This is a genomic window from Ideonella paludis, from assembly GCF_018069865.1.
Classification (GTDB): Bacteria; Pseudomonadota; Gammaproteobacteria; order Burkholderiales; family Burkholderiaceae_C; genus Ideonella; species Ideonella paludis.
This window is the reverse complement of the sequence record NZ_JAGQDG010000003.1, coordinates 550643-571004: the sequence shown is the minus strand read 5'-3', so window position 1 is coordinate 571004 and position 20362 is coordinate 550643. Positions and strand designations below refer to the sequence as shown.

General features: G+C 66.0%; 14 protein-coding genes. 11 read left to right on the top strand and 3 right to left on the bottom strand.

From position 1 onward, the window contains the following. The first annotated feature begins 12 nt into the window (after positions 1-12). From KAK11_RS10290 to KAK11_RS10255, 8 genes are read left to right on the top strand one after another with little or no spacing between them, the layout of a single operon-like run. On the top strand, positions 13-1782 hold the full coding sequence (locus KAK11_RS10290; protein ID WP_210808903.1) for a peptidase domain-containing ABC transporter: 1770 nt from the start codon (positions 13-15) through the stop codon (positions 1780-1782). After that, a complete protein-coding gene (locus KAK11_RS10285; protein ID WP_210808901.1) occupies positions 1779-3347 on the top strand; it encodes a TolC family protein in 1569 nt (522 codons plus the stop codon). Before KAK11_RS10290 ends, KAK11_RS10285 begins: the two co-directional genes overlap by 4 nt. 16 nt (positions 3348-3363) lie before the next feature. Continuing rightward, positions 3364-4017, top strand: coding sequence for a hypothetical protein (locus tag KAK11_RS10280; RefSeq protein WP_210808899.1), 654 nt, complete (start codon positions 3364-3366; stop codon positions 4015-4017). Next, entirely contained in the window at positions 4014-5351 is a 1338-nt protein-coding gene (locus tag KAK11_RS10275; RefSeq protein WP_210808897.1) for an HlyD family type I secretion periplasmic adaptor subunit, read from the top strand. Before KAK11_RS10280 ends, KAK11_RS10275 begins: the two co-directional genes overlap by 4 nt. Further along, a complete protein-coding gene (locus KAK11_RS10270; RefSeq protein ID WP_210808895.1) occupies positions 5351-6673 on the top strand; it encodes a hypothetical protein in 1323 nt (440 codons plus the stop codon). Before KAK11_RS10275 ends, KAK11_RS10270 begins: the two co-directional genes overlap by 1 nt. Beyond that, a complete protein-coding gene (locus KAK11_RS10265) occupies positions 6670-7533 on the top strand; it encodes an HDOD domain-containing protein (protein ID WP_210808892.1) in 864 nt (287 codons plus the stop codon). Before KAK11_RS10270 ends, KAK11_RS10265 begins: the two co-directional genes overlap by 4 nt. Positions 7534-7570: 37 nt before the next feature. Continuing rightward, on the top strand, positions 7571-9208 hold the full coding sequence (locus KAK11_RS10260) for an EAL domain-containing protein (RefSeq protein WP_210808890.1): 1638 nt from the start codon (positions 7571-7573) through the stop codon (positions 9206-9208). Between the two features lie 36 nt (positions 9209-9244). Beyond that, positions 9245-10057 carry an HDOD domain-containing protein gene (locus KAK11_RS10255; protein WP_210808888.1) on the top strand — a complete coding sequence of 271 codons (813 nt, stop codon included), beginning with the start codon at positions 9245-9247 and terminating at the stop codon, positions 10055-10057. Here KAK11_RS10255 and KAK11_RS10250 read toward each other — a convergent pair. Next, positions 10051-11892, bottom strand: a complete 1842-nt coding sequence (locus KAK11_RS10250) for a sensor domain-containing diguanylate cyclase (protein ID WP_210808886.1) — start codon at positions 11890-11892, stop codon at positions 10051-10053. The genes KAK11_RS10255 and KAK11_RS10250 overlap by 7 nt on opposite strands. Before the next feature lie 184 nt (positions 11893-12076). Between KAK11_RS10250 and KAK11_RS10245 the strand changes: the two genes are divergently transcribed. Next, the gene (locus tag KAK11_RS10245; protein ID WP_210808884.1) at positions 12077-12625 is read left to right on the top strand and encodes a type II secretion system protein; all 549 of its coding nucleotides are present in this window, start codon (positions 12077-12079) and stop codon (positions 12623-12625) included. Between the two features lie 84 nt (positions 12626-12709). Next, positions 12710-13189, top strand: coding sequence for a type II secretion system protein (locus KAK11_RS10240; protein ID WP_246498720.1), 480 nt, complete (start codon positions 12710-12712; stop codon positions 13187-13189). Between the two features lie 136 nt (positions 13190-13325). Here KAK11_RS10240 and rng read toward each other — a convergent pair whose 3' ends face one another. Together rng and KAK11_RS10230 are read right to left on the bottom strand one after the other, a co-directional pair. Then, the gene (gene rng / locus KAK11_RS10235) at positions 13326-14798 is read right to left on the bottom strand and encodes a ribonuclease G (RefSeq protein ID WP_210808880.1); all 1473 of its coding nucleotides are present in this window, start codon (positions 14796-14798) and stop codon (positions 13326-13328) included. Between the two features lie 39 nt (positions 14799-14837). Continuing rightward, entirely contained in the window at positions 14838-15461 is a 624-nt protein-coding gene (locus KAK11_RS10230) for a Maf family protein (protein ID WP_375140677.1), read from the bottom strand. A 607-nt stretch (positions 15462-16068) separates the two neighbouring features. Between KAK11_RS10230 and KAK11_RS10225 the strand changes: the two genes are divergently transcribed. Further along, a complete protein-coding gene (locus tag KAK11_RS10225; RefSeq protein WP_210808878.1) occupies positions 16069-20316 on the top strand; it encodes a pilus assembly protein in 4248 nt (1415 codons plus the stop codon). The last annotated feature ends 46 nt before the right edge of the window (positions 20317-20362 follow it).

Here is a 20362-nt window from a genome sequence, read left to right as displayed (position 1 = left end):
GAGGGAGAGTGTGTGTTTCAGCCTCTGCTGCTTTTCGTTCGAGCCAACCGTCGCCACCTGCTGGCGATGGCGCTGGCCAGCGCGCTGATCAATGTCTTCTTCCTGGCCATGCCCTTGTTCACCATGCTGGTCTATGACAAGGCCATGGGCAATGCCATCCACGACACCCTCTGGGCCTTGTGCGCCGGCATGGGCCTGCTGCTGGGCCAAGAGTTGCTGCTGCGCCTGGCCCGCGTCCAGGTGGTCGAGCACGCCGGTGCCCGCTGGGACATGTTCTTGGACGAGCGCCTCTGCCGCGGACTGCTGCAAGCTCCGCTGACCGAGCGCCTGCCCGCCGGCGAGGTGCTGTCCCGCTACCGCGAGGTGGGCAATGCCCGCGAGGTGCTGGGCTCCAGCATGATGCTGGCCTTGATCGACCTGCCCTTCGCCCTGCTCTTTCTGGGGGTGTTGGTGCTGATCGGCGGGCCGCTGGCCCTGGTTCCGGCCTTGTTCGCGCTGGGGGTGCTGGCCCTGGGTCTGGGCACCCAGGCACTGGCCACGCGCTGCCAGGGGCCGATGGCCGAGGCCCAAAAGCAGCGCCTGACCCGCATCATTGATGTGCTGGCCGCCCGCGAAGGGCTGATGGGCGTGGGCGCGCAAAGCCACTTCAAGCAGGCCTTTCAGCAAGCCGCCAACCAGGCGGCGCGCCACGGCGCACGCCTGCGCTGGTGGCTGCAGGTCGGCCAGCAGGCCACGCCGGTGTGGCTCTCGCTGGCCACCGTGGTGCTGATGGCTTGGGGGGTGTTGCGGGTCGAAGAGCAAGCCCTGTCGGTGGGCGGCCTGATCGCCCTCAACCTCTTGGCCAGCCGCTTCTTGTCGATTGTGGTGGCCATCGCCCCCCTGGCCCATCGCGGCCGGGAGTTCCAGATGAGCCTGCTGGCCTTGGCTGACGCCGTCAAGCTCTCAGCCGCGGCCCCTGCCACCGAGGTGGCAGCGCCCACCGCCCTGGCCACCGAAGGCCTGCGGCTGGAGAACGTCAGCTTCCGCTACGCGCCGGCCCATCGCTCCACCTTGCAAGCCTTGAGCCTGCAGCTCCCGGCCACCGGCCTGGTGGCGGTGCTGGGCAACTCCGGCGCTGGCAAGTCCAGCCTGCTCAAGGTCTTGGGCGGCTTGGCCGCCCCGCAAGAAGGGCGTTACCAATTTGCCGGCCAGCTCATCCACACGGACGCCGACCGCGACTGGCTGCGCCATCACCTGGCCTACAAATCCCAAGACCCCCGTTTTCTGCCGGGCAGCGTGCGGGAGATCGTCAGCGACTGGGCGACCAACGTGGACGATGAGCGGGTGGTCGCCGCGCTGCGCCAAGCCGGCCTAGGGCCACAGTTGGAGCGCAATGAGCTGGGCCTCAACACCGCCGTGGGCACCAATGGCGACGGCCTCTCTGGCGGCCAGCGCCAAATGCTGGCCTTAGCCGCCGCGTTCTACAGCCCAGCCCCGGTGCTGTTGCTGGACGAGCCCACCTTGGGGCTGGACCGTGCCGCCCAAGCCACCTTGATGGCGACCCTGGCTGCGCTGGCGCCTCAGCGGCTGGTGCTGGTCAGCACCCATGCCACCGAGTTGATTCGACTGACGCACAGAGTGTTGGTGTTGGACCAAGGCCGCATCGTGCTTGACGGCCCGCCGGCCCGGCTGCTAGAAGCCAAGCCGGGCGCAGCCAAGGCGGCGCGCCCCACACCACACCCACAAACACCGCCGACACCACCCAAAGCCGTGGTGCACGAGCCCAAGGAGATCCTGCAATGAGGCACTTGCCCGCCCCGTCCACCAGCCCCGTCACCGCCCGCCCACGCGCGCCGTTTCGGCGCACCTGGCTGGCCCTGAACCTGGCCGCCTTAAGTTGTGCGTCATCCAGCGCCTGGGCCTTGAGCTTTGACATGGGCGATGGCCTGCCACCGGTCTTCATCCAGGCCTTTGCGCCCAGTGCTCAAGCCAGCACCAATGTGCCGACCGGCCGCACGGTCTTGGCCACCTTGGCGGGCGCCTTGGCCAGCACCGCGCAAACCCAGCGCCCCATCCAGATCTTGCAGCTCTCGGCCCTGCTGAAGCTGCCCTCCCAACTGCCGCTGGACGGCGTCAGCCAGCCCAGCCAGGCGCTCAGCCTGGAGCAGGCCATCGCCTTGGGCGTCAGCAACAGCCTGGAGGTCCAAGCCAATGCCGCGCGCGCCGACTCCTTCGCCCACACCAGCCACGCAGCGCGCGGCGCGCTGCTGCCACATCTGGATGGCCGGGCGGCAGCTGGCCGGGGCCGCTTAGAGAGCGAGGTCGGCGAGCCCCTCACCGACCGGCGCGACGGCGTGCTGACCCTGCGTCAACCGCTGTTTGATGCCGGCGCCTATCTGGAATGGCGCCGCCAAGGCCGGCTCTCTGACGCCGCCGCCCGCCAGCTCGAAGCCGCGATGAACGATGCCGCGCTGGAAACAGCCTCGGCCTATGTGCAAGCGCTGCAAGCCCGCATGGTGATGGAGCTGAGCCGCGACTACGAGCGGCTGCTGCAAGAGCTGCTGGACCACATCACCACCCGTGCGGCCGGCGGCGGCGCCAGCGTGGCCGAACGCGACCGCGTACGCGCCCGCACCGCCAATGCCCGCGCCCAGATCGCCGACAGCCGCGCCAACCTGACGGCCGCACTGCGCAACCTCAGCACCCTCACCGGCCAGCGCCCCGACGCCCTGGAGCTGAGCATCGCCGCCAGCCTGGCCGCGCCCACCACGATAGAGGCGGCGGTGGACCGGGCCAACCAAGGCAACCCGGAGTTGCTGGCCGCCCGGCTGGAAGGCGACGCCGCCAAGCTGGAGAGCCAATCGCTCTACGGCCGCTTCCTGCCCCGTGTGGACTTAGAGCTGAGCCACAGCCGCAACATCAACAGCGCCGGCACCCCCAGCTACCAGCGCGACTCCAAGGCCATGGTGGTGGTGAACTGGTCGCTGCTCAATGGCAGCGCCGACTACTACCAAGGCCGTGCCGCCCAAGCCCGCCAGCTCGAAAAGCTCGCTCGCGCCAGCGATGTGCAGCGCAAGCTGCGCCAGCAGTTCGACGGCGCCTATGCCAGCCTGGACGCTGTGGCCGAGCGCATCGGTGCGCTGCGCGAAGAGGTCAGCGCCAACACCTCGGTGGTCGACGCCTTCCGCTCCCAACTGGGTGTGGGCAACCGCTCGTTGCTGGATGTGCTGGACGCTTGCCAGCGCCTGCACCAAAGCCGCTTGGATGTGGCCAGCCTGATGATGAGTGAGTTGCAAAGCCACCTCAAAGTGGCTCATCTGACGGGTCATTTGGCCCAGAGCAAGCCCGAAGTCACCACCCAACCCTGAGCAACAGCCCAAGACCATGGAAAGCGGAAAAGGCGGCGGCAACTCTTATTGGCCAGGGTTTGTGGATGCCCTGACCAACGTCATCATCGCCATGATTTTTGTGGTGGTGGTGCTGGCCATCGCCTTGTCGTTTGCGGCCCAATTGATGGGCAAGCGTGTGGCCGACAAGATGATCAGCGAGTACAAGGCAGCAGCCGCGGCCTCGGCCGCGTCGGCCGCCGCCGCTGCCGCCGGCCCGCAAGCCGGAGCGGCCTCGCCCGAGGTGCCGCCAGTGCCCGAGTCCAAGCTGGTGGGCCGCACCATCATCAACGTCAAGGGCAATGAGGCGGCCTCCGCCCCCAAGAGCCCGCAAGTCACCCCAGCCCGCAATGTGTTGCAGCTCAAGTATGTGCCCGGCGCCATCACCCTGGATGAAGCCGCGCTCAAAGCCTTGGGCGAAGCCGTCAAGGCCCTGCCTGAAGCGGCCCGCGACAAGCCCGTGGTCTTGGTGGCCACCGGGCCGTCCATGGTGCTCAGCGACAACCAACGCTCGGCCTTCATGCGACTGATGGACGTGCGCAATGCGCTGATCGCTTTAGGGCACCCCGCCACCAGCATCAGCACCCGCATTGATGCCAACAGCGACGCGGCCACGCCCATGGTCAGTGTCGCCTTCACGGAGGGCCCATGAGCCTCGCCGCCGCCGCCTCCCCGAAGGCCAGCGCCTTGGACGCGCTGTGCCTGCACTTCGAGCAAAGCCTGGGCCAGCATCGCCGTCTTCAGCTCTCGCGCAGCCTGATCTGGGGTGTGGCGCTGAGCACCGTGCTGCTGGGCGCCTGGATGGCCGTGGCCGAGGTCGACCGCGTGGTCCACACCCAAGGCCGCATCATTCCCTCGGGCAAGCAGCAGCTCGTGCAGCACCTGGAGGGCGGCATCGTCTCCAAGGTGTTTGTGAAGGAAGGCGACACGGTGCAGGCCGGCCAAAGCCTGATCGCCGTCTCCGACCTGCTGGCCAACTCCTCGCGCGGCGAGAAGCGCGCCCGGCTGGAAGGCCTGCTGGCCCGCGCCGCCCGCTTGCAAGCCGAGGCCGAGGGCACACGCTTTGCGGCACCGGCCGGCGTCGACGCCAGCTCCCCGGCCATGAGCAATGAGCTGGACGCCTTCACGGCCCGCCAGGCCAAGCTCTCGCAAACGCTGAGGGTGCTGGATGAGCAGATCACCCAGCGCCGCCAAGAGCTGGCCGAGCATGAGGTACGCGCCAAAGGCTTGAGTGGTGAGCTGGAGGTGGCCCGTCAGCAGCTCAGCCTGGTCAGCGCCATGCATGCCAAGAACGCCGCTTCGCAGCTCGAGCTGCTGGAGGCCCGCGCCAAGCACGAGCGGCTCAGCACCCAGATCCGCGAGGCTGAAGCTGCCCTGCCCCGCTTGCGCGCCGGCGCCCAAGAGCTGCAGGCCCGCCACGCCGAGGTCAGCGCACAGTTCCGCAGCGAAGCCCGCAGCGGTCTCTCCGACACCCGCATCGAGCTGGAGCGCCTGCAGCAAGAGCTGGGCGCCGAGGACGACCGCGTGCGCCGCACCGTCATCAATGCGCCCATGGCTGGCACGGTCAACAAGGTTTTCTTCAACACCGTGGGCGGCGTGGTCAAGCCCGGCGACACCTTGATGGAGCTGACGCCCTCACAAAGCAATGTGGTGATCGAGGCTCGGGTCTCCCCCAGCGAGCGCGGCGCCATGCAAGTCGGCCAGCGCACCGTCGTCAAGGTGGCCGCGTTCGACTACACCACCTACGGCACGCTGGAGGGGCGGGTCACCGAGATCAGCGCCGACTCCCTGCCCGACGAGCGCGGCGAGCGCTACTTCCGCGTCGGCATTGACGTGGACCCCGCCAGCGCCAAACAGTTTGGCCAGGCCTTGACGCCGGGCATGACGGTGATGGCTGACGCCGTCACCGGCCAGCGCACCGTGCTGCAGTACCTCCTTTCGCCCATCCGGGGCTTGAACAGCACCGCCTTCAGGGATCGCAAGTAATGGAACTCTCCGCCTCTCCCCAACCCGTGGTGGCTGCCGCCAAAGGCAGCCTGAGCCGCCTCTATGCGGTGATGATCTGGGCGCCCATGTTGGCCGTGGTGGCCGGGGCGGCCAGCTTCTGGCACTTCGTCAGCTTTGCCTTTACCTCCAGCCCAGCCTTGAACGGGCTGATCTTGACGGTGATGCTCTGGGGCGCCATCACCATGCTGCTGCATGTGCGCAGTGCCTACCAAGAAGACAAGGTGTTTTTTGCCGGCGTGGACTGGCTCAAGCGCGGTGTCTGGAGCGACGAGCCGCCGCCGCGCCTGGGCCCCAAAGCCTATGTGCAGGGCATGCTGGAGCGCCTGGAAAAGCTGGGCCTGGGCCATCAGGTCTATGTGCAAAGTGCGGCCATGGAGCCTGAACTGGATGCGCTGGGCCACCATTTCGAGAAGAAGCAAGAGTTGTCGCAGTTCCTGGTCGGCCTGATGGTGGGCCTGGGGCTGCTCGGCACCTTCATCGGCCTGCTCGAAACCCTGATCGCCACCTCGGGCTTGATCGCCACCATTGCCAATGGCGTGGGCGGCTCGGGCGGTGGTGGCGGCATGGAGAGCGAGTTCGCCCGCATCGTCGGCGGCCTGCAAAAGCCCCTGGAGGCCATGGGCACGGCCTTCTCGGCCTCGATGTTTGGCTTGGTGGGCTCCATCATGCTGGGCTTTCAGATGATCTTGGTCCGCAAGACCGAGGCCGCCCTGATCGACAACATCCGTGAAGAAGTGCTGTCCTTGGCCGAGAAGACCAAGGTCAATGCCAATGTCGAGATCACCGAGCGCTTCTTGGCCAACCTGCTGGCCGATGTGATGGAGCAGCACCGCAAGTCCGAAGAAAGCATGCTGCAGATCACCGACAAGCTCTCCGCCCTGCTGCCGCGCATTGAGCAAGCCTCCGAGGTCAACAGCACCTTGGCGCGGGCCATGCTCAAGCAGGTGGAGTCGGCCGACAAGACCGCGGCCGTGCTGGGCCAGTTCACCCAAGCCGTGCCGCTGATGGCTCAGGTGGCACAGGCCTCGCAGGCCGTGCATGCCGAAGTCCTTCAAACCCGGGTCATGCTGGACGATATGGCGGCGCACCTGCCCGGCCAAGAAGACCTCAGCGCCAAGCTCTCGCACAACCTGCGCGCGGTGCAGGAGATGGCGGCCAACCTGGGCAAGTCGCAGTCTGCGCTGCGCGACCTGACCACCGAAGTGCGCCTGCAAGGCGACGTGGCCAAGCGCCTGGACGCCACGCTCTGGAACTCTGAAAAGAACGCCCTCAAACACATGCTGGACAGTGCCACATCATGACCGTCAACATTGCCAACCCCAACGCCACGCCTCTGGGTTTCATTGACGATGTGCTGACCGGGCGCATCACCCTGCCCATGGTGCCCCGGGTGGTGGAGCAGGTGCTGCAAAGCCTGCGCCGCGAGGACTTCAGCACCCATGATGTGGCCGAGCAAATTGCCCAGGACCCCGTGCTGTCGTCGCGGGTGCTGCGCCTGGCCAACTCCGGCTATTACGCCCGAGGGCGCCAGCTCAGCTCGATCGCCGAGGCCATCTCGGTCATCGGTGTCAATGCCCTGCAAACCTTGGTGGCCGTCAGCGGCTCCATGGCGGCTTTTGTCGACACGCCAGGGGTGAACCTGCGGCACTTCTGGCTGCGGGCGGTCATCACCGGCAACGCGGCACGCCAATTGGCTGCGCGCAGCGGCAACAACGCCGACGCCGCCTACAGCGGCGGGCTGCTGCAAGCCATTGGCCACCTGATCCTGTGCCAATGCCACCCCGACAAGGCCCGCCAGGGCTTCTCGCCCTTTGTCAATGAGTGGGGTCTCAAGCTGGCGGCGCGCGAAGTCAGCGTGTTCGGCATCGCCCACCCCGAGATCAGCGCGCTGTGGGTCGACAAACTCGGCATGCCGCAACTGGTGGCCGACGCCGTGCTGACGTCGCTCTACCCCGTGGAGACCTCGGCACCGGCGTTGGCCCGCATCTTGCGCTTGGCCTGCACCGTGGCCGATGCCGTGGCCGAAGGCCGCAGCCTGGACACGGCCTTGGGCGAGCTGGAGCCCGGCTTGGTGGCCCAGCTCGGCCTGCAAGACTATGTCAGCAGCGACGAGTTCTCCACCGACTTCGCCGAGCTGCAAACCCTCCCCGGCCCGCTATGACCGCGCCGCACCACTCGCCGCTTCGGAGGCCACCGCCATGTCCGTGATCCGCTGGTCCTATGCCTGGGTGGTGCTGATGGCGACCGTCTGCATGGCGGCCAATGCCGCCTGGCTGTGGTGGAGCCCGCTGGATCAACGCCTGACGGTGCTGGGCGGCGTGCTGGGCATTGTGGCGGTGTGCGGCGCCCTCACCGTGGGCGGCCTGATGCTGCTGGTGCGCTATGCCAAGGCACCGCTGCGCTCCTTCAAGACACAGATCCGAGCCCTGAGCGACCGCCAGTTCATTGAACTGCAAGAGCCCAAGGTCAGCGAATGGGTCACCCTCTCCAAAGCGCTGAACGTGATGGTGGCGCGTGTGCAGATGATGCTGACCGAGCGCGACGAGGCGGTCGACCGCATGAAGCGCAAAGCTGGCCAAGATGCCCTGACCCAACTGGCCTCGCGCCAGCGCTTGATGGAGGTGATGGCCAAAGCGGTGCGCCACGAGGGCCCGGGCGGCGCGGTGGCCATCTTCCGCCTGCAAGACCTGGACGGCCTGAACAAGCGCCTGGGCCGCCAGCGCGCCGACGACTTGCTGGTGGCCGTGGCCACCGCCTTGAATGCCCGCCTGCTGCTGGACAAACAAGCCGCAGAGGCCGGCGTGCTGGCCCGCCTGAACGGCTCGGAGTTCGGCTTGCTGCTGCCGCCCTATGAGGTCGAAGCATTGGCCCATTTGCTGGCCGCCATGTCCAACACCATTGCCCAGCTGAGCGTGGACGGCTTGGCCGATGTGCCGCTGGTGGTGCGCATCGGTGCGACCTCGTTCCGCGCGGGCGAGGAGGCCTCTGATGTGCTGCTGCGGGCGGATGCCGCCGTGGGCCGGGCGGAGTTTGAGCAAAAGGCCATGGTCATCAGCCAGCCCTCGCCCAAGCACCACACCCTGGCAGTGGCGCAGTGGCGGGTGATCATCGAGTCCGCGCTGGACAACGGCCACCTCAGCCATGCCTTTTATCCCGTCACCGACGGCGAAGGCCGCGTGCTGCATCAAGAGGCCTTTTTGCGCCTGAAGGAGCCGCACGGCGTGATCTACGAGGCCGCTGAGTTCCTGCCCCCCGCCGTGCGCTGCGGCCGCACCATGGAGCTGGACCTGCGCGCTGTGGCGCTGGGCCTGGCCCAGATCGCCGAGCAGGGCCAGGCGGTAGCGGTGAACTGCGCCTTGCAATCCACCCAGCACCCCATGTTCATGCGCCGCTTGGACGAGCTCTTGACGCGCTACGCCGGTCACACCCACCTGCTGTGGGTGGAGGTGCGCGACCCGGACGTCGCCAGTGTGGCCCTGCCCAGTCTGCTGGGCCTGGGCCAACTGCTGCAACGCCACGGCTGCCAGTTCGGTTTGGACAATATGGGCTGGTCCTATTCGCTGCGCCAGGCCATCGGCATAGAAGGCCTGCAGTACATCAAGCTAGCACCCGACCTCTGCCGCGCCGCCTGCCAAAGCCTGCGCGCCCGCAGCCTAGTGGAGGTGATGGTGGCCTGGGCCAAGCGCAGCCAATGTGTCTTGGTGGCCTGCGGCCTCGAGGACGACTCGCAACTGGCCGCCCTCAAGGCTTTAGGTCTGCAGTATTTCAGCGGCCAAGCGGCCACTCAACTCAGCCGCCGGGCCGCCACGGCCCCAACACAAACCGCTGAAGCCTGAGACTTCACATCCTCCTCTGGCCCCAAGGACACCCTGGTGACCCCCTTCTTTGCACAACTGTTGTCGGGTGAGGTGCAACTGCCCACCGTGCCGCGGGTGATCCGAGAGCTGCTGCAAGCGCTGCGCGACGACAGCGCGAGCCTGGCCGACGTGGCGGCCCAAGTGGCGCTCGACCCAGTGTTGACCTCGCGCGTGCTGCAGATCGCCAACTCGGCCCATTACGCCAGTGACCGGCCGCTGTCCTCGGTGCGCGATGCCGTCGCCGTGATGGGCTTGCGCGCCGTGGAGGGCGTGCTGCTGCTGCACGGCTCGGTGGGCGCCTTCCAGAAAACAGCGCATGTGGACCTGCCGGCCTTTTGGCGGCGGGCCGTGGTCACCGGCACTTGCGCGCGGCAATGGGCCCGCCGCTGGGGCGCGCCGGAAGACCAGGCACAGAGTGCAGGCCTGCTGCAAGGCATGGGCCACATCATCTTGTGCCATTGCCTGCCCGACCAGGCCGAGCAGGCCTTCGGGGCCATGCCCAGCCAACTGGCCCTGTGCAGCAGCCATGAGTTGGCCGAGCGAGAGCTCCTCGCTTTTGGCGTGGCTCACCCCGAAGTCAGCGCCTGGTGGGCGGCCGAGATTGGGCTGCCAGACACAGCCGCAGACGCCATTGAACACTCGCTGCAGCCGCCTGACGCCAACGCCCCCGCGCTGACCCGCGCGCTGATCGCGGCCTGTGTGATGAACACGCAGTTGGAACAAGGCATACCCGCCGATCAAGCCATGGTGGCCGTCGAGCAGGCCTTTGCGGCCAGCGCCTCTGTGCTGCCAGATTTGAGCGAAGACGCCGCTGGAAGACCTCAGTAGGCGGAAGGCTGCGGCGCCAACACGCAGCGGTTGCGGCCCGTGGCCTTGGCCGCATAGAGCGACTCATCGGCGCGCAGTTGGAGGTCGAACACATCCAGCCTGGTCTTGGGCACCCCCACGGCCACACCCACGCTGGCGGTGACGGTGATCTGAACGTCATCGCAAAGCACCGGCTCGGCACACACGCTGGCGCGCAAGCGCTCGCCCAATGCCGCTGCGGCGGCTGCCTCTGTCACCAAGGCCACGAGGCAGAACTCCTCGCCACCCCAACGCACCAGCACGTCTTCGGTGGGCCGCGTGCAGGCCAGCAAGCGCTGGGCCACCGTGCGCAGGCATTCGTCGCCGGCCGCATGGCCGTAGGTGTCATTCAAGCGCTTGAAGTGGTCGATGTCCAGCATGAAAACCGCCATGAGCAGGTGCTCCTGGGCGCAGCGCGTCAGCTCGGCCTCCACACACTCTTCGAGATAACGCCGGTTGAACAGGCCGGTCAGCGCGTCGGTGCGGCTGAGTTTGGCCAAGGTTTGGTTCAGGCGTTTGAGTTCGTCGGTGCGCACCGCCACCTTGCTCTCTAGCTCGGCATGCCAACGCTCGTGTTGAGTCAGCAACTCCTGCTGGGTGCGCTCACGCAGTTTGCGCTCAGCATCGGCCCGCGCTGCCAACATCACCGAGAACAAGAGCATGGCCAGCGCGGAGCTGGCTTGGGGCGCATGGTTCAGCCACGGGCTGGCCGCCAGCCATCCCAGCTTGGTGCCAGCCAGCGCCAACCCGCCCAGCACAAACACCATGAAGGTTTTCAGGAACGAGGTCGCGGCAGCCACTTGGCGGTGAGACATCCAAGCGGCCATAGACACCACACCGGTCATCGTGAAGATGGCGCTGCCGATGCCGACCAAGATGGCGACCTGGTAGGGCGCCACCAAGGCCACCGTGATGGCCGCGATCTGCAGCGCGGCCAAGCCTCGGCTGACCTGCCAGCCGCGCGGCCAGTGGGTGCGGATGCGCGACAAGGCGCTGTAGAACATCACCCCGCTGAAGGCCGAGAGCGAGAGGAAAAAGGGCATGCTCGCCAGGTTCCATTCGGGCGAATCTGGCCACGCCCATTGGTAGCTCACCCCCGCCATGGTCAGCACCAGGCCGGCAATGGCCAGCATCCAGCCCACATACCAAAAGTAGACCCCCTCCCGCGATGCCACCCACAGATAGAGGTTGTAGGCCAACATGGCCAGCACCACGCCCAGGTAAATGCCGTGCGCGGTCGAGGCCGCCTGCTCATTGCGCTCAAACTTATCCCGGTTGCGCACCACCACGGGGAACTGCATCGAGGTGGGTGTCACCACCCGCACCAGCCACTCGCTGCGCTCCCCGGCCAGGCTGAGGAAAGGCAGGACAAAGTTGCGATTCAGCACCAGTCTTTGCTCAAAGGGCAGATGTGAGCCCAGGTAGATCGGCTCGTCGGTGCTGACCGGTGCCGGGGCGCTGCGATAGGCTCTGATGTCACTCAGGACCGGATAGGTGATCTCCAACATGCCCTCTTGCGGCACGCGGGCCAGAGAGGTCACGCGGACGCGAAACCAGACCGCCGCGTCTGTGTAGCCCAACGACAAATGTCGGGTGCTCTCGTCCTTCCACGCGCTAGCAGGCAAGGCCTGAACCTCTGCCAGCGTGAGCTTGCGGCTTTGATCCACGGCGTAGGACAGCTCCACGCGATAGTCACTGGCCTGGGCGACACCCTGCACCAGCACGCTGCAGAGCACGGCCGCGATGAGCCGCGCCCCACGCTGAAAGAGGGCACAGAAGGTACGGCAGACCCAGAGGGTCAGAAAGTGGGGGTTCATCACCCCGCCATGCTAGAGAAATCACTGCACAACAATGAGGGAAAGAAGGCAGGCATGGCGGCTCAGTTGCCCGCCACGCGCCAAGCCCGAGCGCCCACAACTGGCGCTGAGAGGGGAGCCTGAAGGCGGGCGATTCAAGTGCGGGCAGACGCTGGCCGATATCTTCAGCCAGTAAGGTCTCCGCATGAAGTTCAGCCCTCGTCTTTCGCCCAGGCAGCACGCGCATGGCTTCACCCTGATCGAGTTGATCATGGTGATCGTCATCTTGGGCGTGCTCTCGGCCGTGGCCCTGCCCAAGTTTCTGGACATGCGGCGTGACGCCCGCGTGGCCAAGCTGCAGGGACTTGAAGCGACCCTCAAGACGACGGCCCATCAACTTCGCGCACTTTGCTACCTCCAGTACCAGCACTGCAGTGATCAGGTGCCATTCCAGACGGCTGTGCCCGGCACCACCGAGATGCCTCGGGTCGTCAGCAATGGCGACACTATTGGCATGTATTACGGGTGGCCCACGGCTTGGTGGGGCTACGGGCCTACCGCGGGCTATAAAGACATCACGGCGGGGCTCACCCTCACAGACTTCACGGTGGCCCCCTACGTTCCCGGGAGCTTTCTGCGAGACTTTCAAATCGCCGACGCGCAAGACCCGACCAACTGCAAAGTCAGCTATCAGCTTTGGATGCCCAATCCAAGCGGTACGGCCCGATTTGTGCTTTCTACCTCCGGTTGTTAACACACCATGAGGCCTCTTTTTCAGCCCTCCCAAGGTAGACACTTCGGTCGCAGTGTCTCTGGCTTCACCCTGATCGAGTTGATCATGGTGATCGTCATCTTGGGCGTGCTGGCTGCTGCGGCGCTCCCCAAGTTCATGGACCTGCAGCGCGACGCACGGCTCGCCAAGCTACAGGCTCTACAAGGGGTTTTGATCTCCAGCGCCAACCAGATGCGAGCCTTGTGCAAGCTGCAGTACACCCAGTGTGGGGACGCCTACGGCCACATCACGGCCATGCCCAACGGACAGGCACCGCATGTCACGATGGACGGCAGAGACTTCGGCATGCAGCATGGCTGGCCCGCGCCCTTTGACGGCTACGGCCTGTCCTCGGGTTACGCCTCCTTCGCCCGCGCCTTGAACCTGGGGGGCATCTCTGTCCGCCCTTATGTCGGCAGCTCCTTTGAGATGGAGTTCCAAATCCCCGAGGCGCCGGACCCCGCCAACTGCAAAGTCACCTATCGCACTTGGTTTTGGGCAGCGGGCAATTCGCCGACCTATGCCATCACAAACAGTGGCTGCTGACAGATCAGCCGCCCGTCAGGTCCTACAGTCCCTGAGCAAACCCGCTTTGGGCTTCACCCCAGCGCGACTGAAGAGCAGTCAATGTCATCCTCGGTGCACCGGGCCTGACCAAAGCATCGAGCGAGAGGTCGGCTGATCACAACAGCACGATGTCGTACTGCTCCGGGTTCATGGTGGGCTCGGCCGAGAGGGAAATAGGCTTGCCGATGAAGGCCGAGAGGTCGGCCAGGTGGGCGCTTTCTTCGTCCAGCAGCATCTCGACCACAGCGGGGCTGGCCACAACGCGGAAATCCTTGGGGTCGAACTGGCGGGCCTCGCGCAGGATCTCGCGCAGGATGTCGTAGCAGACGCTGCGCGCGGTTTTGACCTGGCCGCGGCCCTGGCAGGTGGGGCAAGGCTGGCACAGCATATGGGCCAGCGATTCCCGCGTGCGCTTGCGCGTCATCTCCACCAGGCCGAGCTGGGTGAAGCCACTGACGGTGGTGCGGGTGCGGTCGCGCGCGAGCTGCTTGCGGAACTCAGCCAGCACCGCTTGCTGGTGGTCTTCGCGCACCATGTCGATGAAGTCGGCAATGATGATGCCGCCCAAGTTGCGCAGGCGCAGTTGGCGGGCGATGGCCAGTGCGGCTTCGAGGTTGGTCTTGAAGATCGTCTCATCAAAGTTGCGCGCACCCACATAGCCGCCGGTGTTCACATCAATGGTGGTCAGGGCCTCGGTCTGGTCGATGATGAGGTAGCCACCCGACTTCAAATCCACCCGGCGCGCCAGGGCGCGGGCGATTTCTTCTTCCACGCCATAGAGGTCAAAAATGGGCCGCTCGCCTTTGTAGTGTTCCAGCCGCGCAATCGAGGTGGGCGTGTAGGCCTCGCCAAAGGCGGTGAGCAGGTCGAACTGCATTTTGGAATCGACCCGGATGTGTTGGGTCTGCTCATTGGCCAGGTCCCGCAGCACACGTTCGGCCAGCGAGAGGTCTTGATGCAGCAGCGTGCCCGCCGGCTGCTTGAGCCCGCCTTGCTTGATGCGGGCCCAGGTGCGGCGCAGGTAGGCAATGTCGTCGGCCAGCTCTTGGTCGCTGGCTTCCTCGGCATTGGTGCGCAAGATAAAGCCACCGCCGCCGCCCTCTTCGGGCTTGCCCACCAAGGCCTGCATGCGGGCGCGCAGTTGCTCGCGGGCCTCGGGCGAGCCAATCTTTTGCGAGATGCCAATGTGGTTGTCTTGCGGCAAGAACACCAGCATGCGCCCGGCAATGCTGATCTGGGTGGAGAGGCGCGCGCCTTTGGTGCCGATGGGGTCTTTGATGACCTGCACCATCAGGGTCTGGCCTTCAAAGACCTGCTTCTCGATGGGCACCAGGGTTTGGCTCTCGCCGCGCAGGCCATGCGGGCTGGTGTGCAGATCGGCCACGTGCAAAAACGCCGCGCGCTCCAGCCCGATGTCGATGAAGGCACTCTGCATGCCCGGCAGCACCCGCGCCACTTTGCCCAGATACACATTGCCCACCAAGCCGCGCTCTAGGGTGCGTTCAATGTGCAACTCTTGCACGGCACCGTTTTCGATGATGGCGACGCGGGTCTCTTGAGGAGCCCAATTGATGAGAATGTCGTGCATGTCAGGGCGCTGTGGGACCACCAGCGCTGCTGGAGGCGCTCAGCTTGGCGTTAAGGCCATGCGCAAGCGGGCTTGACGCAGCAGTTGGGTGGTCTCGTAAAGGGGCAAACCCATGATACCGGAGTAGCTGCCCTTGATTTGGGCAATCCAGCCCGCCAGCGCACTCTGCACCGCATAGGCGCCGGCCTTGCCAAAGGGCTCGCCGCTGGCCACATAAGCGTCGATCACTTCGGGCGGCAGCGCCGCAAACTGCACGGTCGAGCGGCTCAAGGCCACCCGCGTGCGGCGCCCGTCATGCACCGCCACCGCAGTGAACACCTGATGGGTGCGGCCGGACAGCAGTGCCAAGGTTTGGCGGGCCTGCTCAGCGTCTGCCGGCTTGCCCAAGATGCGCAGGCCCAAGGCCACGGTGGTGTCCGAGCACAGCACCGGCGCCTGGGGCCAAGCGCGGCGGGCCAAGCGCTCACGCGCGGCCACCAGCTTGGCGCGTGTCACCCGCAGCACATAGTCCTCGGGCCGCTCGCCAGGGCGCTCAGCCTCCAGGCGCTCGGCGTCTTCGTTGTCATCGGGCAGCAGCAACTCGTGCGCCACACCCAGCTGGTCCAGCAGTTGGGCACGGCGCGGGCTTTGAGAGGCGAGATAGAGGTAGGGGTGCAGGCTCATGGCCGCTGCATTGTGCACGGGCCGGCACGCCCCACCACAGCCAGAGCGCGGCCGCTGCTCTCACACGAGATATCCCCCCCGGGGGGTGTTCAGCAGCCGGGCCAGTCTCTCACCCATGCGTATCTTTTTGTATCTTTCGTGACAGCCCCGAATCTGCCGAGCTTGGGCTTCATCTGCGCTTTTTTGCGCACTTTCACCCCCTCTCAGCCAGCGAAGCGACGCGCCGAAGTAACTGTTACACACACTTTTGACCCCTCAATCCAACACGAAGTGGGCACAAATTCCTCACCTTCAGCGCTCTTCACAATGAGAATCCAAGCTCATGTTTGAGATTTGATCTCGCTTTTTGAGGCTGAACGGGAGTGGATGTGGTGCTGTCACCGCTTGCAATGGACTTTTTTGGCACGTTTGTGGGCTTCTGGCCCAGCCCCGTGTGGCCGCTGCATGGGGTGTTTCTCGGCCAAGACGTGTCCCTCTTGAGCGCCGACCACGCCGCTGCTGAACCCGCCATGGTCTGTGATGCGAGCCCGCTTTTGGCGCCTCCTTCCGCGCTGGAGCGGTTACAAATAGACCCGCGAGACCTGCCCAGATCTCAAGAGGGGCAGCCATGAAAAAGGTCTTCCAAAGGCTGGCCAAGCTCTCGGGATTAGGCCTGCTGATCGGCACGGTGGTGTGGGTGGCCGCCCAGAGCCAGGTCACCAGTCCGATCGGCAGCTATCTGGAGTTGGGCGGCCAAGTCACCGGCCCGGCCGCCTCGCCCACGCTGAACAGCACGCTCGATCTCAGCGGCAACGACCAGGTGCGCTGGACGAGTTACTTCCAGTCCAAGCTCGACGGCCCGCATGAGAGCGAGGGCGTGCTGGACATTCCTCCCGGCCACACCTGGCTGGCGGGCAGTGTGCGCAAGCCCGCCCACGTCAGCCTGCAGTGGTCGGTCAATGGCCAATGGGTCAGCACCGAGCCCGCCCAAGGCGCACTCGTCACGCAGGTGAAGTGGTCCTACACACCGCCATCGGTGTTCAGCGCCCAGTCCTCGACCCCAACCGCGGCCTATCTGTGGGGCCTGGGTGATGCCTACCGTCTGATCCCCTACAAGGACAAGATGTTTGTGTCCCTGCGGAACCAAGACGCTCCGCAGGGCCCCAATGTGGGCACGCTGAACTCAGGCTACATCAAGTGCCGCATGGCCTTCGGCGTCCTGCCTGAGCCCAACGCGCCGTGCACCTTCCCCGCCGATCCGCCCAACTCCTGGACGCCTCGAACCCTGTCCATGTACGGCTACAGCTTCGCCGACAAAGAGACCCCGGGGGCGGCGGACAGTGGCAATGGCCTGGCTTGGCGCAGCTCGACCGTGCCGCTGGAGATCGTCAACTACGAGGCCGGCGAGATGTTCATGGGCATGGAGAAAGCCGATGGCTCGGGCAACTATGTGGTGTGCACCAACCTCGACACCTTCACCCACTGCGGACAGTGGAAGGTCAGCGATGGCAAGGCCTGGGGCGCGGCGCCCGTCATCAACCTGGGCAGCGTGGGGACCAAATACTTCATGCTGGTGGATGGATTTGACACCGTGGTTTGCTTTGACAGCGTGACTCGCGCCGAGTGCGGGCGCACGCGCTACCCCGGAGCCTATGCCAGCGAATACCTCCTGGCGACGCAGTCCATCACCCTGGCTGGCCGGCTCTTCATTTTCAATCCCCGGTCGTCGCAGCTCTACTGCCACAACCCGGCGACCAACGGCCCGTGCGCATCGTGGAGCGCCGCCGGAACCACCATGGGCCCCCAGACCTACCCGGCCGTCTATCCCTACCTGAACCGGGATGGCAGCGCCCGAGGCGTCTGCGCGCCGCTCCGGCGCTGCGTGGACCTGGATGGGTTGAACTTTGAGCCCTCGCTGACCTATCAGAACGCGTTCTCGCAGGAGATGAACTTTGGCTTCCACCACATCGACTCCTTTGTGGGGTCGAGGATGTTCACCCGCTACGGCCCGATGAACCGTTGCTTCGACTTTGCCACCGATTCGAGTTGCGGCTTTGCGTTCTTGCCCAAGGCGGCATACCACCCCAGTGTCCCGGCTCAAGCCTACGGCATGCAGCACACCTACACGGCGCGATTGGACCCCACCCGCCCGAACTGCATCCTCATCGTTGGCATGAACGGGCAGGCCGACCTCCTTGACGCTGACAGCCTGGGCTCCTTCTACAGCTATGCACCGCACCGCCCTTGCGGCGGCGGCTCCAGCAGCAAGCTCCCGGACGTCGATGTCAGCCCGGCCGTTGGCCTGCAATGCGACGGCACCCGCACCAAGGTGCAAGGCTGGGATCAGGTGCGGCTGAGCAGCAGCTTGCCCTGGGGTGGCGCCAATGGCCTGAGTGGCGTCACCGTGACCCTCAAAGACGCCAATGGCACCACGTTGCCGGCACGGCTGAACCCCGTGCGGCAAATGCCTTATGGCAGCTACAAGCTCGACATCAGTGACATCCCCTACGCCGACTTTCCGCATCTGAAGGTGTCGTTCACCTTGGCCTCGCCCTCCGGCCTGCAAGCCCAGGGCAAGGCCGGTGCCGATGTGACCTGGAAGGGCGACCCGATGCAGGTGTGCGTGGGCACCCAAGCCCCGCCCGCTCCCGACTGCCAAACCGTGGCCACGCTGAACGTCAAGTCCACACTTTTGGGCAGCAGCGTCAGCGAGGCCTTGTCGGTCAGCAAGGTGCTGTCGCCGGGCGGCAGCAGCACCGGCTACTCGGCCATTGCCACGGCCACCTCGGCCCGCGCTGTGCTGACCGACAGAGGCCCACGCGACCCCCGGACGCAGGTCACCCAAGGGCGCTGGTCGCTGTCTGACTTCAGCGGTGACTTGTGGGCCTTTGGGCTGAACAACCAAGGCCAGATCGACGGCAGCCGCTACTTCTCTGCCCAAGCCGGCACGCTGGCCCCTGCGCAGCGCCCGGTGTATGTGGCCACGCCCAGCGGCGGCGCCATGCCCGTCAAGCCCTTGGAGTGGGCAGGGCTCACCCCCAGCCAGCAGGCCGCGCTCAACACCAACTTGAGTGGCTTGACCGACACGCAGGGCGCTGCGCGCCTGGACTATCTGCGCGGCACCGACGGCCCCTTCCGCGCCCGCGGTGGCAAGGTGCTGGGGCCGGTGCTCAGCTCCAGCCCCGCCATGCTCCCGCCCAGCGCCACCCTGGGGCTCAGCGAGAAGGCCTACCCCGGCTACACCGCTTACCGCAGCAGCGTCACCCGCGCCCACCCGATGGCACTGTTTGGTGGCAATGACGGCGCCTTGCATGGCTATGAAGTGCGGCCCGATGGCCTGCGCGAAGCCTGGTCGTTTGTGCCCAATGTGATGCTGCCCCGCGCCGCCAACTTTGCCGACGCCAGCTTGGCCGGTGTGCGCGCCAACCCCTACTTCGTGGACAACATTCCCATGGTGGGCCACACCGATGTGGGCGGCAGCCAGGGCTGGCGTGCGGTGGCGGTGATGACCTATGGCCGCGGTGCCCGAGCCATCACGGCGCTGGATGTGACCTCCGCCAATCTGGAGCAAGGCGCTGGTGTGCTGTTTGAGTACAGCAACACCACCGACCCGGCGCTCAAGGACCTGGGCTACATCGTGAGCCAGCCTGTCAGCAACAACGCGTTCATGGCCCAGCAGATCGTGCAGATGGCCACGCCCGACGGCGCGGGCCGCCGCTCGGCCGTCTTGGTGGGCAATGGCATCAACAGCAATGACGGCGCTGGCGGCCAAGCCCACAGCGGCACGGGCAAGCCCGTGCTCTACGCCTTCTACTTCGACCGCAGCGGCAGCCCCCGCTGGCACCGCTGGGCCGTGGACGAGCTGTGGCCGGGCGCTGCCAGCGAGCCGGGCTTGAACGTGAACAACGGCCTGAGCACGCCCACCCCGGTGGATGTGGACGGCGACGGCCGGGTCGATGTGGTGTATGCCGGCGACCAGCAGGGCAATCTGTGGCGCTTTGATGTGCGCAACCCCGACGCCGCCAGCGTCACCCGCTTGTTCCAGACCGATGCGCAGCAGCCGATCACCCAAGCGCCGTTTGTCACAGCCAACCCACTGGCAAGCGGCTGCGGCTTGGCAGAGGCCAAGGCCAGCGCCGCGGCCAAGCGCTGCTGGCAAGTGGTGTTTGGCACGGGTGCGGGCATCTCGCCGCTGCTCGGCTCGGCGAATGTGGCCACGCAGTCGCTGTACGGCGTGCTGGACAGGGGCCGCGGCCAAAGTGTGGCGCTGGGCAGCCTGACGCGCATTGACTATGCCTTGAATGAGGTGGTCCGGGGCGTGGAGTACCGCGCACTGACGCCCACTCAGGTGGACTACGCCGGTGGCGCCTTGGGCTGGCGCATCGACCTGCAGGCCTTTGAGCACGGCGTGGGCGCTCCGCGCCTGCAAACCAGCGGGCTGGTGATGTTCTCGTCCATCCGCCCCGTCACGCCAGAGCGCGCCAGCAATGTCTGCATCGGCCCGCGCTCATGGCTCAATGAGGTGGACCCACTGCAAGGCTACAGCGCCCTCGTGCCCTTCGACACCAACGGCGATGGCCGCATCGATGCGCAAGACCGCTTGGCCGCCAGCAGCAACCAGCCGCTGTCGCCCTCGGGCATGGCGGTCAGTGGGGCGCAGTTTGGCCCTCCTGCCGTGCTGCTGGCGTCCTCCTCACAAGCACAGCAAATGTCGTTGCTGCTGCCCAGCCTAGGCCAAGACACCGGCCAAGTGAATGCCTGGTCAGGCGGCCCTGGCCAAGGGGGCAGCAACCCCGCCCCTGGCAGCAACAGTGCCGCCCTCACCCACGCCAACCCCGCCAAGCTGGGCCGCATGACTTGGCGCGAAGTGTATTGAGCCCCGCAAGCCAACCCCCAGTCCCTGGGCCAGGGACGTCACGATC